This window comes from Polynucleobacter finlandensis (genome assembly GCF_018881755.1).
GTDB lineage: Bacteria > Pseudomonadota > Gammaproteobacteria > Burkholderiales > Burkholderiaceae > Polynucleobacter > Polynucleobacter finlandensis.
The window spans coordinates 44,333-56,815 of the sequence record NZ_JACVPS010000006.1 but is presented as its reverse complement, the minus strand read 5'-3'; the positions used below and the strand labels follow the sequence as shown (position 1 = coordinate 56,815).

General features: G+C 47.1%; 12 protein-coding genes and 1 tRNA gene. 10 read left to right on the top strand and 3 right to left on the bottom strand.

The genetic code is table 11. The features are described from left to right. Nucleotides 1–2 precede the first annotated feature (2 nt). The 5 genes from thiC to thiE are packed head-to-tail and all read left to right on the top strand — an operon-like array spanning nucleotide 3 to nucleotide 5,081. Nucleotides 3–1,958 carry a phosphomethylpyrimidine synthase ThiC gene (gene thiC, locus ICN49_RS05625; RefSeq protein WP_216861153.1) on the top strand — a complete coding sequence of 652 codons (1,956 nt, stop codon included), beginning with the start codon at nucleotides 3–5 and terminating at the stop codon, nucleotides 1,956–1,958. 9 nt (nucleotides 1,959–1,967) lie between these two features. After that, on the top strand, nucleotides 1,968–3,116 hold the full coding sequence (locus tag ICN49_RS05620) for an FAD-dependent oxidoreductase (RefSeq protein WP_216166617.1): 1,149 nt from the start codon (nucleotides 1,968–1,970) through the stop codon (nucleotides 3,114–3,116). Then, nucleotides 3,107–3,304 (top strand): sulfur carrier protein ThiS, encoded by a 198-nt coding sequence (gene thiS / locus ICN49_RS05615; protein ID WP_216166615.1) that lies wholly within the window; start codon nucleotides 3,107–3,109, stop codon nucleotides 3,302–3,304. Before ICN49_RS05620 ends, thiS begins: the two co-directional genes overlap by 10 nt. Before the next feature lie 9 nt (nucleotides 3,305–3,313). Then, nucleotides 3,314–4,132 carry a thiazole synthase gene (locus ICN49_RS05610; protein WP_216166613.1) on the top strand — a complete coding sequence of 273 codons (819 nt, stop codon included), beginning with the start codon at nucleotides 3,314–3,316 and terminating at the stop codon, nucleotides 4,130–4,132. A gap of 22 nt (nucleotides 4,133–4,154) precedes the next feature. Then, entirely contained in the window at nucleotides 4,155–5,081 is a 927-nt protein-coding gene (gene thiE / locus ICN49_RS05605; RefSeq protein ID WP_216166612.1) for a thiamine phosphate synthase, read from the top strand. Between the two features lie 12 nt (nucleotides 5,082–5,093). Here thiE and thiD read toward each other — a convergent pair whose 3' ends face one another. Next, complete coding sequence (gene thiD, locus ICN49_RS05600; protein ID WP_216166611.1) at nucleotides 5,094–5,972, bottom strand: bifunctional hydroxymethylpyrimidine kinase/phosphomethylpyrimidine kinase; 879 nt, start codon at nucleotides 5,970–5,972, stop codon at nucleotides 5,094–5,096. A gap of 21 nt (nucleotides 5,973–5,993) precedes the next feature. Here thiD and ICN49_RS05595 point away from each other — a divergent pair. Then, nucleotides 5,994–6,069 (top strand) — tRNA-Asn (locus tag ICN49_RS05595). A gap of 65 nt (nucleotides 6,070–6,134) precedes the next feature. On the opposite strand, the gene ICN49_RS05590 is transcribed toward ICN49_RS05595, so the two are convergent. Further along, on the bottom strand, nucleotides 6,135–6,719 hold the full coding sequence (locus ICN49_RS05590) for a hypothetical protein (RefSeq protein WP_216166610.1): 585 nt from the start codon (nucleotides 6,717–6,719) through the stop codon (nucleotides 6,135–6,137). Between the two features lie 214 nt (nucleotides 6,720–6,933). Here ICN49_RS05590 and trhP point away from each other — a divergent pair, with 214 nt between their 5' ends. Next, nucleotides 6,934–8,253: a prephenate-dependent tRNA uridine(34) hydroxylase TrhP gene (gene trhP / locus ICN49_RS05585; RefSeq protein WP_216166608.1), complete on the top strand. Its 1,320-nt coding sequence runs from the start codon at nucleotides 6,934–6,936 to the stop codon at nucleotides 8,251–8,253. 38 nt (nucleotides 8,254–8,291) lie between these two features. Here trhP and ICN49_RS05580 read toward each other — a convergent pair whose 3' ends face one another. Next, nucleotides 8,292–9,110 carry a peptidylprolyl isomerase gene (locus ICN49_RS05580; RefSeq protein ID WP_216166606.1) on the bottom strand — a complete coding sequence of 273 codons (819 nt, stop codon included), beginning with the start codon at nucleotides 9,108–9,110 and terminating at the stop codon, nucleotides 8,292–8,294. Nucleotides 9,111–9,232: 122 nt separating this feature from the next. Between ICN49_RS05580 and ICN49_RS05575 the strand changes: the two genes are divergently transcribed. From ICN49_RS05575 to ICN49_RS05565, 3 genes are all read left to right on the top strand, one after another. Further along, the gene (locus ICN49_RS05575; RefSeq protein ID WP_216166604.1) at nucleotides 9,233–9,769 is read left to right on the top strand and encodes a hypothetical protein; all 537 of its coding nucleotides are present in this window, start codon (nucleotides 9,233–9,235) and stop codon (nucleotides 9,767–9,769) included. Between the two features lie 6 nt (nucleotides 9,770–9,775). Further along, on the top strand, nucleotides 9,776–10,648 hold the full coding sequence (locus tag ICN49_RS05570) for a transporter (RefSeq protein ID WP_216166602.1): 873 nt from the start codon (nucleotides 9,776–9,778) through the stop codon (nucleotides 10,646–10,648). An 80-nt stretch (nucleotides 10,649–10,728) separates the two neighbouring features. Beyond that, on the top strand, nucleotides 10,729–12,474 hold the full coding sequence (locus tag ICN49_RS05565; protein WP_216166600.1) for an IlvD/Edd family dehydratase: 1,746 nt from the start codon (nucleotides 10,729–10,731) through the stop codon (nucleotides 12,472–12,474). The last annotated feature ends 9 nt before the right edge of the window (nucleotides 12,475–12,483 follow it).

The window sequence follows — 12,483 nt, the reverse complement described above, 5'->3', positions numbered from 1 at the left end:
ACATGAGTACAGGCAAGCCTGAAAGCAAAAACGCTAAACACGAGATTCCAAGCTTAAAAAGCTTAGAACGTGACTTCGGTCAAAAATTTGCCTATCCGGCATCCACCAAAACATATTTAGAAGGTTCGCGTCCAGATATCAAAGCGCCCTTCCGCATGATTGAGCAATTGTCTACCCGCGTTGGCGAACAAATGGTGCCTAATCCGCCTGTCCCCGTTTACGACACATCCGGCCCTTATAGCGATCCAGAAATAGTCATTAACCTAGAAAAAGGTTTACCAAGATTGCGTGATAACTGGATTAAAGAGCGCAATGACACCGAACAACTTGCCGGGCCTAGCTCTGAGTACGGTGTTGCACGCTCTCAAGATCAAGCCACGCAAACTTTACGCTTTGCTCACATTAGCGCACCACGCGTTGCTAAAGTTGGCAGCAATGTTAGTCAGATGTACTACGCTCGCAAAGGCATCATCACACCAGAAATGGAATACGTAGCACTACGTGAATCCATGGGCATTGATCAGTTACGCAAGAATCCAGAATACAAACAACTCCTCAAGCAACATCCTGGCAAGAGCTACGGCGCCAACTTACCTGAGACAGTTACCGGTGAATTTGTCCGCTCTGAAATTGCTGCTGGTCGCGCCATCATTCCTGCGAACATTAATCACCCTGAATTAGAGCCAATGATTATTGGTCGCAATTTCCGCGTGAAAATTAACGGCAACCTTGGTAACTCTGCTGTAACTTCTTCCATTAATGAAGAAGTTGAAAAAATGGTTTGGTCAATTCGTTGGGGTGCTGACACCATCATGGATCTCTCCACTGGTAAGCATATTCATGAAACCCGTGAATGGATTATTCGTAATTCACCAGTACCTATTGGCACCGTTCCCATCTATCAAGCACTGGATAAAACCGGTGGTGTTGCTGAAGATCTCACCTGGGAAATGTTCCGCGATACCCTGGTAGAGCAAGCAGAGCAAGGCGTGGATTACTTCACAATTCATGCCGGTGTATTGCTACGCTATGTGCCCTTAACGGCTGATCGTATTACTGGCATCGTTTCACGTGGTGGATCGATTATGGCCAAGTGGTGTTTAGCTCACCATAAGGAAAACTTCCTCTACACAAGATTTGATGAAATCTGCGAGATCATGAAAGCCTATGACGTGTCATTTAGCTTGGGTGATGGTTTGCGCCCAGGCTGCATTGCGGACTCCAATGATGCTGCGCAATTTGGCGAACTCCATACGCTGGGCGAACTCACTGCCAAAGCATGGGAGCATGATGTTCAGGTGATGATTGAAGGTCCTGGTCACGTGCCAATGCAGCGCATTGAAGAAAACATGACTGAAGAGCTTAAGCACTGCTTAGAAGCCCCCTTCTATACCCTTGGACCATTGATTACCGATATTGCTCCAGGCTATGATCACATTACGAGCGGTATTGGTGCTGCACAAATTGGCTGGTATGGCACTGCCATGCTGTGCTATGTCACACCAAAAGAGCATTTAGGTTTGCCAGATAAAGAAGATGTGCGTGAAGGCATCATTACTTACAAGATTGCCGCTCATGGTGCCGATCTTGCAAAGGGATTACCGGGTGCCCAAGTTCGTGATAATGCTTTATCTAAAGCCCGCTTTGAATTCCGCTGGGAAGATCAATTCAATCTAGGTCTGGACCCAGAACGTGCACGTGAATATCACGATGCAACCCTGCCGGCTGAAGGCGCGAAGATTGCTCACTTCTGCTCGATGTGCGGTCCTAAGTTCTGCTCTATGAAAATCACGCAAGAAGTACGTGAATATGCAGCTACTTTAGATGCTGATGGCAATCCAAAGGTAGCGAAGGTCATTCCGATTACAGAAGTTACGGATGCGGTCCAGGAAGCTGCGAAGGGCATGGAAGAAATGTCAGCAGAGTTCCGTAAACGCGGTAGCGAGATCTATCAGTAAGCAATATCGATGAGTCAGTTCGCTAATAGCAAATATGCAATAGTAGGCGCCGGTCTGATGGGTCGGATGCTTGCTGTTGCGCTTGCTCAGCGCGGAGCCCAGGTGAATCTCTTTGAGAAAGGCAGCACAAGCGCTGATCTCTCGGCAGCCCGAATCGCCGCAGCAATGCTTGCCCCACTGGCTGAATCTGCCATCACGGAAGATAACGTGGTCCGTATGGGAGTCCATAGCCTACCTCGCTGGAAACAAGTCATTGAAGACTTATCAACGCCGGTATTTTTTCAGCAAAAAGGCACGCTCATTTTGTGGCACCGCCAAGATGCAAGTGAGGCAGATCGCTTTACGTCCCACCTTGAAAGAAATAGCCGCAATAACCAGCAGCTAGTTGCACCACAAAAACTCGATAGCCAATCCCTACGAGATATTGAACCTAGTGTTGCGGATCGCTTTACACAGGGCTTGTATTTACCTGATGAAGGGCAGCTTGATAACCGACAGTTGCTAGATGCCTTGCTCATCGAACTGGAGTTGTTGAAGGTCAAATGCCACTGGAATACCTCTGCCGAACCAGAGCAATTGCGCGCAGATGGTGGCTACGACTGGGTAATTGACTGTCGCGGACTTGGTGCTAAAGCTGCATGGCAAGCTGATGATGCGAGTCATAACCCCTTACGTGGCGTGCGTGGCGAAGTAGTACGACTTTATGCACCCGAGGTCAATCTACAACGTCCTACTCGTTTGATTCATCCGCGCTACCCGATTTACATCGCCCCCAAAGAAAATCATATTTACGTTGTGGGTGCTACTGAAATTGAATCTGAAGATCTCTCAGAGGTCAGCGTGCGTTCCGCCATGGAGCTTTTGAGTTCGGTCTATACCGTGCATAGTGGTTTTGCAGAAGCCCGTATTTTAGAAATGGCAACACAATGTCGCCCAACCCTAAAAGACAATCTTCCAGAAATTAAATTTAGCAAAGAAAAAGGTCAAGCTGGATTGATGTTGATTAATGGTTTATATCGCCATGGCTTTATGATTTCACCGGCAGTCATGGACTGCGCATTAGAACTTCTCGATGAGGGCAATAGTAAGACAGCCACGGATCTGGGCTTACGCGTCAATAAAGTACTCGGCACTCAAGAGCTCAGTCTATGCGCGTAATCATCAATCAAACAGAGCGTCAACTTCCCTTGGGAAGCAATGTCAGTGATGTGCTTGGGCTGATTGATGCCAAACCACCCTATGCGGTTGCTGTAAATCTGAGCTTCGTTCCAAAAACAAAACATGCCGAGCACATTCTGCATGAGAACGATCGTATTGAAATCATTGCACCAGTGACTGGCGGGTAAAAGATCAAGATGACTGCACCATTACCCAAACACTTCGCAAATACAGACCCCTTAGTGCTGTATGGGGAAAGTTTTGCTAGTCGCTTATTGCTAGGCACTTCACGTTACCCTTCCCCACACATTCTGGAGAATGCTGTTACAGCATCCAATCCCGCCATGATTACGGTCAGCTTGCGTCGTCAAGGCAGCGCAACTGCAGAAGCGCATAGTGGTTTTTGGGACCTGCTCAAGAAAATGGCGGTGCCCGTACTACCCAATACTGCTGGATGCCACAGCCCCCAAGAAGTCATCACCACCGCCCAAATGGCTCGTGAAGTTTTTGAGACCGATTGGATTAAGTTAGAGCTCATTGGTGACGACTACACCTTGCAGCCTGACACGCTGAGACTGGTGCAAACAGCTGAGACTTTAATTAAAGATGGTTTCAAGGTCCTACCTTACTGCACTGAAGATCTGATTTTGTGTCAACGTTTAGTGGATGTTGGCTGCCAGGCTGTGATGCCATGGGCCGCCCCTATTGGTACTGGCCAAGGGCCACTGAATCCCTATGCCATGAAGTTATTACGTGAGAGACTACAGGTTCCCTTGCTGGTAGATGCAGGGCTTGGTTTGCCATCTCATGCCTGCACGGTGATGGAATGGGGATTTGATGGTGTATTACTCAATACCGCTGTTGCTCTAGCGCAAGATCCTGTGGTGATGGCCAAAGCATTTGCTATGGCTGTCGATGCTGGTCGCTCGGCATTTTTGTCAGGCGCTATGCAGGCACAAGACTCCGCCCAAGCTAGCACTCCATTGGTTGGTACACCCTTTTGGCATCAAAGCTAACTAAGGCAGTTAATATCAAGATATGAGTCTTGTTCGCGACCTAGCAGATCAAATTGTTGCAGCACATCGCGCAGCAGACTTAGCCATTGCGATTCCAGTCTATACCTTTGCTTCGCCACCTCCAAAAATTGATAACGAGCATGCAAGCGACCATTATGAATTGGCTGGCGCCTTAGCAGCAATTGAAATGGGCTTTATTGAGTCTGATGCCAATGTTCTTGGCAAAGCATGGTCACGCATGGTGTATCAAGATGGTGGCTTCGATCCTTTTAAATGGCCCAGAAGACCCGAACATTTTGATTTAATCCCTTGGACGCGCAATATGAATCCCAAGGCCTTTGCCGAATGTCCAAAACGTTTAGGACTGTACGGCGTGATGCCAGACTCTGATTGGATTAAGCGTATGGTTGACGCTGAGCTACCAACCGTGCAACTGCGCTTTAAGTCGGACGAAAAATCAAAGATTAGAAAGCAGATTGCGCAATCTGTTGCAGCGGTTGAGGGTAGTAAGACTTTGTTATTTATCAATGACTATTGGCAAGAGGCCATGGATGCGGGAGCTTATGGTGTCCATCTTGGTCAAGAAGATATGGAGACTGCTGATTTAGAAGCGATCCGCTCTTCAGGCCTACGACTCGGCCTGAGCACCCATGGATATGCCGAGATGGTTTACGCAGATCGTTTTTGCCCCAGTTATATTGCGATGGGCGCAGTCTTTCCAACACCGATCAAGCAGATGCCCACAGCCCCACAAGGTCTAGGCCGGATCTATCAATACGCCAAACTGATGAGTCACTATCCACTCGTTGCCATTGGTGGCATAGATGAAACCAGTATTCATGCGGTGGCACAAAGTGGTGTGGGCTCAGTGGCAGTGATTCGTGCTATTACCAGCGCCAAAGATCCAAAAGCTGCAGTCAAAAAACTTCAAGAATTAATGAAAACCTAAGGGGGAGTAAAACTACCCCTCTTCTTTAGGAAGCGCTGTTGGATAGAATTCGAACATATGCCACAGCGGCCCTGGACCTTCACCAATACTCAAGAATCGTCCAGCCTCTAAACCTGCCTCAACATAAGAAATTGCTTTAGCAACCGAATGACTAAGGTCATGACCATCTGCTAAGTAGGTGGCAATGGCTGAAGCCAATGAGCAACCAGTCCCATGCGTGTTCTCTGTGGGAACTCGATAGTGCTTGAATTCTTTTGACTGAATCACCTCAAGACCGTCCTCCACAGTTCTCCACATTAAGAAGTCAATCAACTGCGTATGCTTTGTATCTAAGTGACCGCCTTTAATCAGCGCTGCCTGTGGACCCATATCGAGTAATTCTTGCGCAGCCAGTTTGAAATCCTCAGGACCAGAAACTTCACGACCCAATAATAAGGATGCCTCATCTAGATTTGGCGTAATTAATGTCGCCATCGGAAATAATTCTTTAATCATGGCTTGAGCTGTATCGTCACCACCTAAGCTAGCCCCAGATGTTGCCCTCAATACTGGGTCTAAGATAATATTTTTTACACCGTGACGACGCAAACTATTTGCCACAGTTAAAACGATTTCTGGGCTCGCTAACATACCAATTTTGACGATATCGGCCCCTATATCCAGAAGCACGGCATCGATCTGAGCCTCAACCACATCAAGGTCTACATCTTGGATGCGAGTGACCCCCAAAGTGTTCTGGGCCGTGATGGCCGTGATGACGGACATCCCATATCCACCAAGAGCAGCAATGACTTTAAGATCGGCCTGCAGCCCCGCCCCACCACCGCTATCGGACCCAGCAATGGTCAGTACTTTGGGGATCTTGATGGAAGTCGGAAGAGTTGCTTTCATCTTGCTATAATATCGGCTTATTCCTCGATAGCTCAGTTGGTAGAGCGCCGGACTGTTAATCCGTAGGTCCCTGGTTCGAGCCCAGGTCGAGGAGCCAAATACAAAAACCACCTTTTTAGGTGGTTTTTCTTTTCCTAACTGCGACGGGTTAATTGATAAAGCTTAAATCAATTCTTTTTTGCGCAGATTGGCTAGGCGGTTGTTCAAACTCTTAAGTGTGAGAAGGTTGTATTTATCGCCTTCAGACCAATGACTACCTTTCCACTCAATACCCTCTGTAGTAATGTTCGCAAAAGGCTCTTTGCCCTCTTTTGCATAGCCCTCAAGAATCGCCATCAATGCAGCTCTATCATCAGATCCGCTTGCATCTTTTAGTGCATCCAAAATAGGCTTCGTGATCGTATCTTTGTAGGTGACTTTTGTATCTGGATGGTTAGGACTCGCTGGCGCTTCAAAGATGTACTCATGTGGCCATTCAAATACATTGCGAGCAGCATTTTTTACAGCCTCTGGACTCACTGTGTGGACCTGAGTATTTTTAGAGTCTCTAGGAAGATCTAATCCTAAGATCCAAGCTTCAAATTCTGCAATACGGCTATAGCGCTTTTCTTCACTATCCCGCTTCTCCTCTTCTTGCGACATCAGCAAGGTAACCCAAGCCCAAGCAATATCTTTAGGCGTAGAAAATTCCTGAGACAGTATGTGGCTAGCTCGCTTGAGGATGGGTTTTGATTTGAGCTTGGTCATTACATTCTTTCGTTGATGCCTTCAATATGAGGTGGTAAAGCTAGGGAAGGCTCCGGTCCATGCGGATAAGGCTCACCACAGACTGCATAGAATACTCCTCATCAATATAAACGCGTGGCATGCTAGCTTACGACTAGAACCGAGAAATCAGAGGCGATTAAAGCCAAAATGAGGAGAATTGAGCAAAACTCTTGTTATTCACTAAAATAGACCGATGACTAAGATTCCAGAACTTCTTGCCCCAGCTGGCAGCCTTGATATGCTCAAAACCGCTTTTGATTTTGGAGCGGATGCCATTTATGCCGGTCAACCGCGCTACTCCTTGCGAGTGCGAAACAATGATTTTGGCAAGATCGAAGTTCTTCAACAAGGAATTGACACAGCACATTCGCTAGGTAAAAAGTTTTATCTAGTATCCAACCTGCTTCCTCATGGAGCAAAGACGCGTACTTACATCAAAGATATGTCACCCGTAGTGGCTCTGAAGCCCGATGCCCTCATCATGTCAGACCCGGGTCTCATCATGATGGCTAGAGAAGCTTGGCCAGATATGCCAATTCATTTATCAGTTCAGGCAAACACCGTGAACGGGGCTTCTGCAAAATTCTGGCGCTCGGTTGGCATTAGTAGGGTCATTTTGTCGCGCGAGCTTTCCTTTGATGAGATCGAAGAAGTGCGTCAAGATTGTCCTGAGATGGAGCTCGAAGTTTTTGTACACGGCGCATTGTGTATTGCTTACTCTGGTCGCTGCTTACTATCTGGCTATATGTCTCACAGGGATCCCAATCAAGGTGCGTGCACTAATGCTTGTCGCTGGGATTACAAAGTGAAACCGGCCCAAACAGCCCCAAGCGGAGATATTGTCTTACTTCAGGAGGGCAAAAGACCAGATGATTTAATGCCCATGGAAGAAGATGAACATGGTACCTACATCATGAACTCCAAAGATCTCCGTGCTGTTGAGCACATTGAGAGATTGACTGCCATGGGAGTGGATTCTTTTAAGATTGAAGGTCGCACTAAATCACCTTACTACGTTGCGCGCACTTGCCAATCCTATCGCACTGCAATTAACGATGCAGTTCAAGGAAAGCCATTCGATAAGACTTTACTTGGGAATTTAGAAGGCTTAGCGAATCGTGGCTACACAGATGGCTTTTATGAACGTCATCACGATAAAGACTATCAACTCTATATGAGAGGCTATTCTCTATCCGGCAGAAGTCTTTATGTCGGAGAGACTCTCGAGGTAGATGCAGCATCCGGGCGCGTCAAGGTAGATGTTAAAAATCGTTTTTCTGTTGGAGATAAGCTAGAGATCATTGAGCCGCAAGGCAATCAAGATATGGTCCTAGAGCAAATGTGGAATACCAAAGGGGAATCTATCGATGTGGCCCCAGGTTCAGGCCACTTTGTCTGGATACAACTTCCATTAACAAGTAAGCATGCCTATATTGCTCGCTATACCAATGAGCCAGCAAAAGTAGAAGCGACATCTTGTTGCAACGACCAAGCCAGCTGTTCAGTCGACTAATTGGCTTGGTCCTATTTAGATGCTGCTAAGACGTTCGATTACTGAACCACAATATTGGCGCCCTGCCTTAGTTGATTCAAGTACTCAAACTGCTTCTTCTGGGTTAGGCCTGCACGAATAGACGCTTTTGCTTGCTCTAGTGTTGGCGGCTTGCTCGATTTTTTATCTTCCAATTTAATGAGATACCAACCTTGTGGCATCTTGATGGGCAAAGGTGAAACTTGTCCTACTGACAGCGCCACCAACACAGAAGAAATTTGTGGTGAAACTTGGCCCGATTGAACCCAGCCTACCGCACCACCCTGAACTTTGTTTGGGGCCAAAGACATGCTCTTGGCAACTTTATCGAATGCCTCGCCCTTTTTAATTCTGGCTAAAGCAGTTTTGGCATCCTCTTCGGTAGCAACGGCAATATCACTCACCTTGTATTCCACAATCGTTCCTTGTGGTCCAAGTGAGGCAACTTCTCGGTTGTACTCAGCTTGAATATCACTATCGGACACTGGATTTTGAGCGCTGAATGTTGCCAACTCAAGATCAGCTAAATAGTTCTGACGAATTTGCGCTAACTGACGATTTGCTTTATCGGAATTGGCCAAGCCATCACGATCAGCCTGTTGGGATAAAAGAGAAATTTCAATTAATTTACTCAGCACTGCATTACGCAATTCTGGTGAATCTTTTTGGCCTTGAGATAAAGCAGCTTGAATACCCTGCTCGACTACATCATTGGTAATAACAGTGCCATTAACGCTGGCGGCAGCATTCGGCGGAAGATTGCTTTGTGAATAGACCGAACCAGAGAGTGCTGCAAGGGTTAAAAATGGAGCGATAAGACTGGTAAATGACAATTTCATGGCAAATGCTTTCTAGTGGATTTAGACTCAATCTTAACAGCCCATGCTGCAGCCCTTTTGATGGAGAATCGGAATTTCTCAATGAATTTTGGGTTAAACGCCCTGACACTTACAATTATGTGATGAACCCAAGCCAAACCCCTGAAAACAAGCCCTTGAGTATTAAAGTCCGCATTGAGAATGAAGCCAAAAAGGCCCTTCTTTTGACGCTCTATCTGGGTGTATGGTTCTGCGCCATCACCTTCTTAGCGTTGACTGCTTTAGAAGGAAAGCCTATTCATGCAACGATTTTTGGTCTTGCAATGATTAAAGCGGGTATTTGCGCAAAGTTTATGTTGATAGGTCAAGCCGCCTATCCATTAACCATCAGCAAAAAACATGGCATCATCCCCTCGCTGTTGGCGAACTCCTTTATTTACTCAATCATCGTTCTGCTGCTGAGTTACCTAGAGTCTGGAGTAGATGGCCTCATCCATGGTCGACACTTTATTGATTCAATTCTTTCATTTGGGCATTCTGATCCAATTTATATTCTGTCCCTCTCCATTATTTATTGGCTCATTATTTGGCCTTATCTTTTATTCGTTGGCATAAAAATGGCGCTGGGTGATGACACCACCATCGAACTACTCTTTGGCCCGCGCAAGACCGGCCAGTAAATAAAGATGTTTTTTATACGCTGCGTTTTTAGTATTGCACTATGTATTACGACCGCCATTTCTTACGGTCAAGAAATTGAAGCGCGCGCCTATTCCAATGCGCCGATAGGTATGAACTTTGTTACTGCTGGAGTTGCTCAAGCTAAAAGCGGTTCATATACGCTAAACACAGAGGCGGTGAGCCTGACACATGTCCTTGACGTTGCCGGGCAATCAGGCAGACTCACCTTGACAGTTCCCTATGCAGAACTCTCCGGTGTAGGGCGCGTTGGCGGTCAGTCCATTAATGCATCTGCTGAAGGTCTATCAGACCCTATGATCAAAGCATCCGTCAATCTTTATGGGGCACCAGCATTAACAAATGGCCAATTTGCGAGCTACCAACAAGACCTCATCATTGGCGCCAGCTTAGCCGCTACCATCCCCTGGGGAAAGTACAACAGCAGTCAGATGGTTAATGTGGGAGCCAATCGCTCCTTAATTCAGCCGGCAGCAGGCCTCTCTCAAGCCATTGGGCCCTGGCGCCTAGAATTGGCTGGTATGGCGACTATCTACACCAGCAATACGAATTACATGGGTAGTAATACACTCTCGCAAAATCCCGTGTACTCAGGGGAAACACATGCCATCTATTACTTTCCCAACACCGCCTGGATCTCTGCAGATGCTACCTATTTCACGGGTGGCCAAACCTATGTCAACGGCATGCCAGCTAGCGGTACACAAGAAAACTGGCGCTTTGGCAGTACGCTCTCCTACCCCATTGATAAACAAAACTCCATACGCCTTAGCGGCAGTAAAGGTGTTTATTCACGCACTGATACCAGCTATAACGCCGTGGGGATTTCCTGGCAATATCGTTGGGGTGGCACGCCTTAGATGAAATCTGGCACCTATCGCTACAATTGCTAGAAACCTCAATTTAGCAACATTTAATAAATATAAAAAACGAGACAAGAATGACTACAAAGCCAAAAGATCCGAAGACCACTGAAACTGGCTTACGCAAAGGACTCACCAGTTATGGCGACAAAGGTTTTTCCCTTTTCTTGCGCAAAGCATTTATCAAAGGTGCTGGCTATACCAATAGCGCACTAGATCGCCCGGTAATTGGCATCATTAATACCGGTAGCGCCTACAACCCTTGCCATGGCAATATGCCTCAACTGATTGAGGCAGTGAAACGTGGTGTCATGCTTGCAGGTGGTTTGCCAATGGACTTCCCTACCATCTCCATTCATGAGAGCTTTGCAGCGCCAACCAGTATGTATTTACGCAATCTCATGTCGATGGATACCGAAGAGATGTTGCGCGCTCAACCCATGGATGCAGTGGTGATGATTGGCGGCTGCGATAAAACGGTTCCAGCTCAAATGATGGGCGCCGCTTCTGCTGGTCTTCCAGCAATTCAATTAATCACCGGCTCGATGTTAACGGGTTCGCATCGCAGCGAACGCGTTGGCGCCTGTACCGACTGCCGCCGTTACTGGGGTAAATTCCGCGCGGGCGAAATTGATGAAGCTGAAAAAGATGAGGTCAATGATCAACTTGTCGCCAGTGTTGGCACCTGCTCCGTGATGGGTACTGCCAGTACGATGGCATGCATTTCAGAGGCATTGGGTATGACGGTTCCTGGTGGCGCATCTCCACCGGCCGTTACCGCCGATAGAATTCGAATTGCCGAAGAGACTGGTACTCGTGCAGTACAAATGGCTAAAGATGGTTTAACCATTGATAAAGTATTGACAGCCGATGCATTTGAAAATGCTATGCGTGTTTTATTGGCGATTGGCGGGTCTACCAATGGCATTGTGCATCTTGCAGCCATTGCTGGTCGCATGGGGCTTGAAATTGATTTAGAAGCGCTCGATAAGATGGGTGATGAAACTCCTGTCTTGCTTGATCTCAAGCCATCTGGTGATCACTACATGGAAAACTTCCATGATGCCGGCGGCATGACTACCCTCTTGCGAGAACTCAAGCCTTTATTAAAACTCAATGCGATGACTGTTACAGGCAGAACATTGGGTGAAGAAATTGATGATGCTCCGCCTAGCTTTAAACAAGATGTAGTGCGTAAATTTAATGATCCCATTTATCCCCGCGGCAGTATTGCAGTCTTGCATGGCAACCTCGCCCCAGGTGGAGCGGTGATTAAGCAGTCTGCAGCCAATGAAAAGCTCATGGAACATGAGGGTCGCGCAGTGGTATTTGAAAATGCTGAGGATCTAGTCACTCGTATTGACAGTCCAGATCTTGATGTCACAGCAGATGACATCCTGGTATTAAAGAATATTGGCCCCAAGGGTGCGCCCGGGATGCCCGAAGCTGGCTATATCCCCATACCCATGAAATTGGCACGTGCTGGCGTGAAAGATATTGTGCGCATCTCTGATGGCCGCATGAGTGGGACGGCATTTGGCACGATCGTATTGCATGTCACCCCAGAATCGGCTATTGGTGGCCCATTAGCTCAAGTGCGCAACGGCGATCGCATTCGTTTAAGCGTCAAGAACCGCGAAATTAGTCTGCTGATTTCTGATGAAGAACTGGCCAAGCGCATGAAAGATAACCCCATCACCGAACCGACTGCAGATCGTGGCTACAAGAAATTATTCTTAGACACAGTGACACAAGCAGATAAGGGTGTGGATTTTGATTTCTTACGCGCTGCGAAAATGGTTGGCAAAACACCAAGAAAATAAAGATATGGA

Coding starts and splice junctions, on each gene's coding strand:
- thiC (WP_216861153.1), top strand. CDS start 3: ATGAGTACAGGCAAGCCTGAAAGCAAAAACGCTAAACACGAGATTCCA.
- ICN49_RS05620 (WP_216166617.1), top strand. CDS start 1,968: ATGAGTCAGTTCGCTAATAGCAAATATGCAATAGTAGGCGCCGGTCTG.
- thiS (WP_216166615.1), top strand. CDS start 3,107: ATGCGCGTAATCATCAATCAAACAGAGCGTCAACTTCCCTTGGGAAGC.
- ICN49_RS05610 (WP_216166613.1), top strand. CDS start 3,314: ATGACTGCACCATTACCCAAACACTTCGCAAATACAGACCCCTTAGTG.
- thiE (WP_216166612.1), top strand. CDS start 4,155: ATGAGTCTTGTTCGCGACCTAGCAGATCAAATTGTTGCAGCACATCGC.
- thiD (WP_216166611.1), bottom strand. CDS start 5,972: ATGAAAGCAACTCTTCCGACTTCCATCAAGATCCCCAAAGTACTGACC.
- ICN49_RS05590 (WP_216166610.1), bottom strand. CDS start 6,719: ATGACCAAGCTCAAATCAAAACCCATCCTCAAGCGAGCTAGCCACATA.
- trhP (WP_216166608.1), top strand. CDS start 6,934: ATGACTAAGATTCCAGAACTTCTTGCCCCAGCTGGCAGCCTTGATATG.
- ICN49_RS05580 (WP_216166606.1), bottom strand. CDS start 9,110: ATGAAATTGTCATTTACCAGTCTTATCGCTCCATTTTTAACCCTTGCA.
- ICN49_RS05575 (WP_216166604.1), top strand. CDS start 9,233: ATGAACCCAAGCCAAACCCCTGAAAACAAGCCCTTGAGTATTAAAGTC.
- ICN49_RS05570 (WP_216166602.1), top strand. CDS start 9,776: ATGTTTTTTATACGCTGCGTTTTTAGTATTGCACTATGTATTACGACC.
- ICN49_RS05565 (WP_216166600.1), top strand. CDS start 10,729: ATGACTACAAAGCCAAAAGATCCGAAGACCACTGAAACTGGCTTACGC.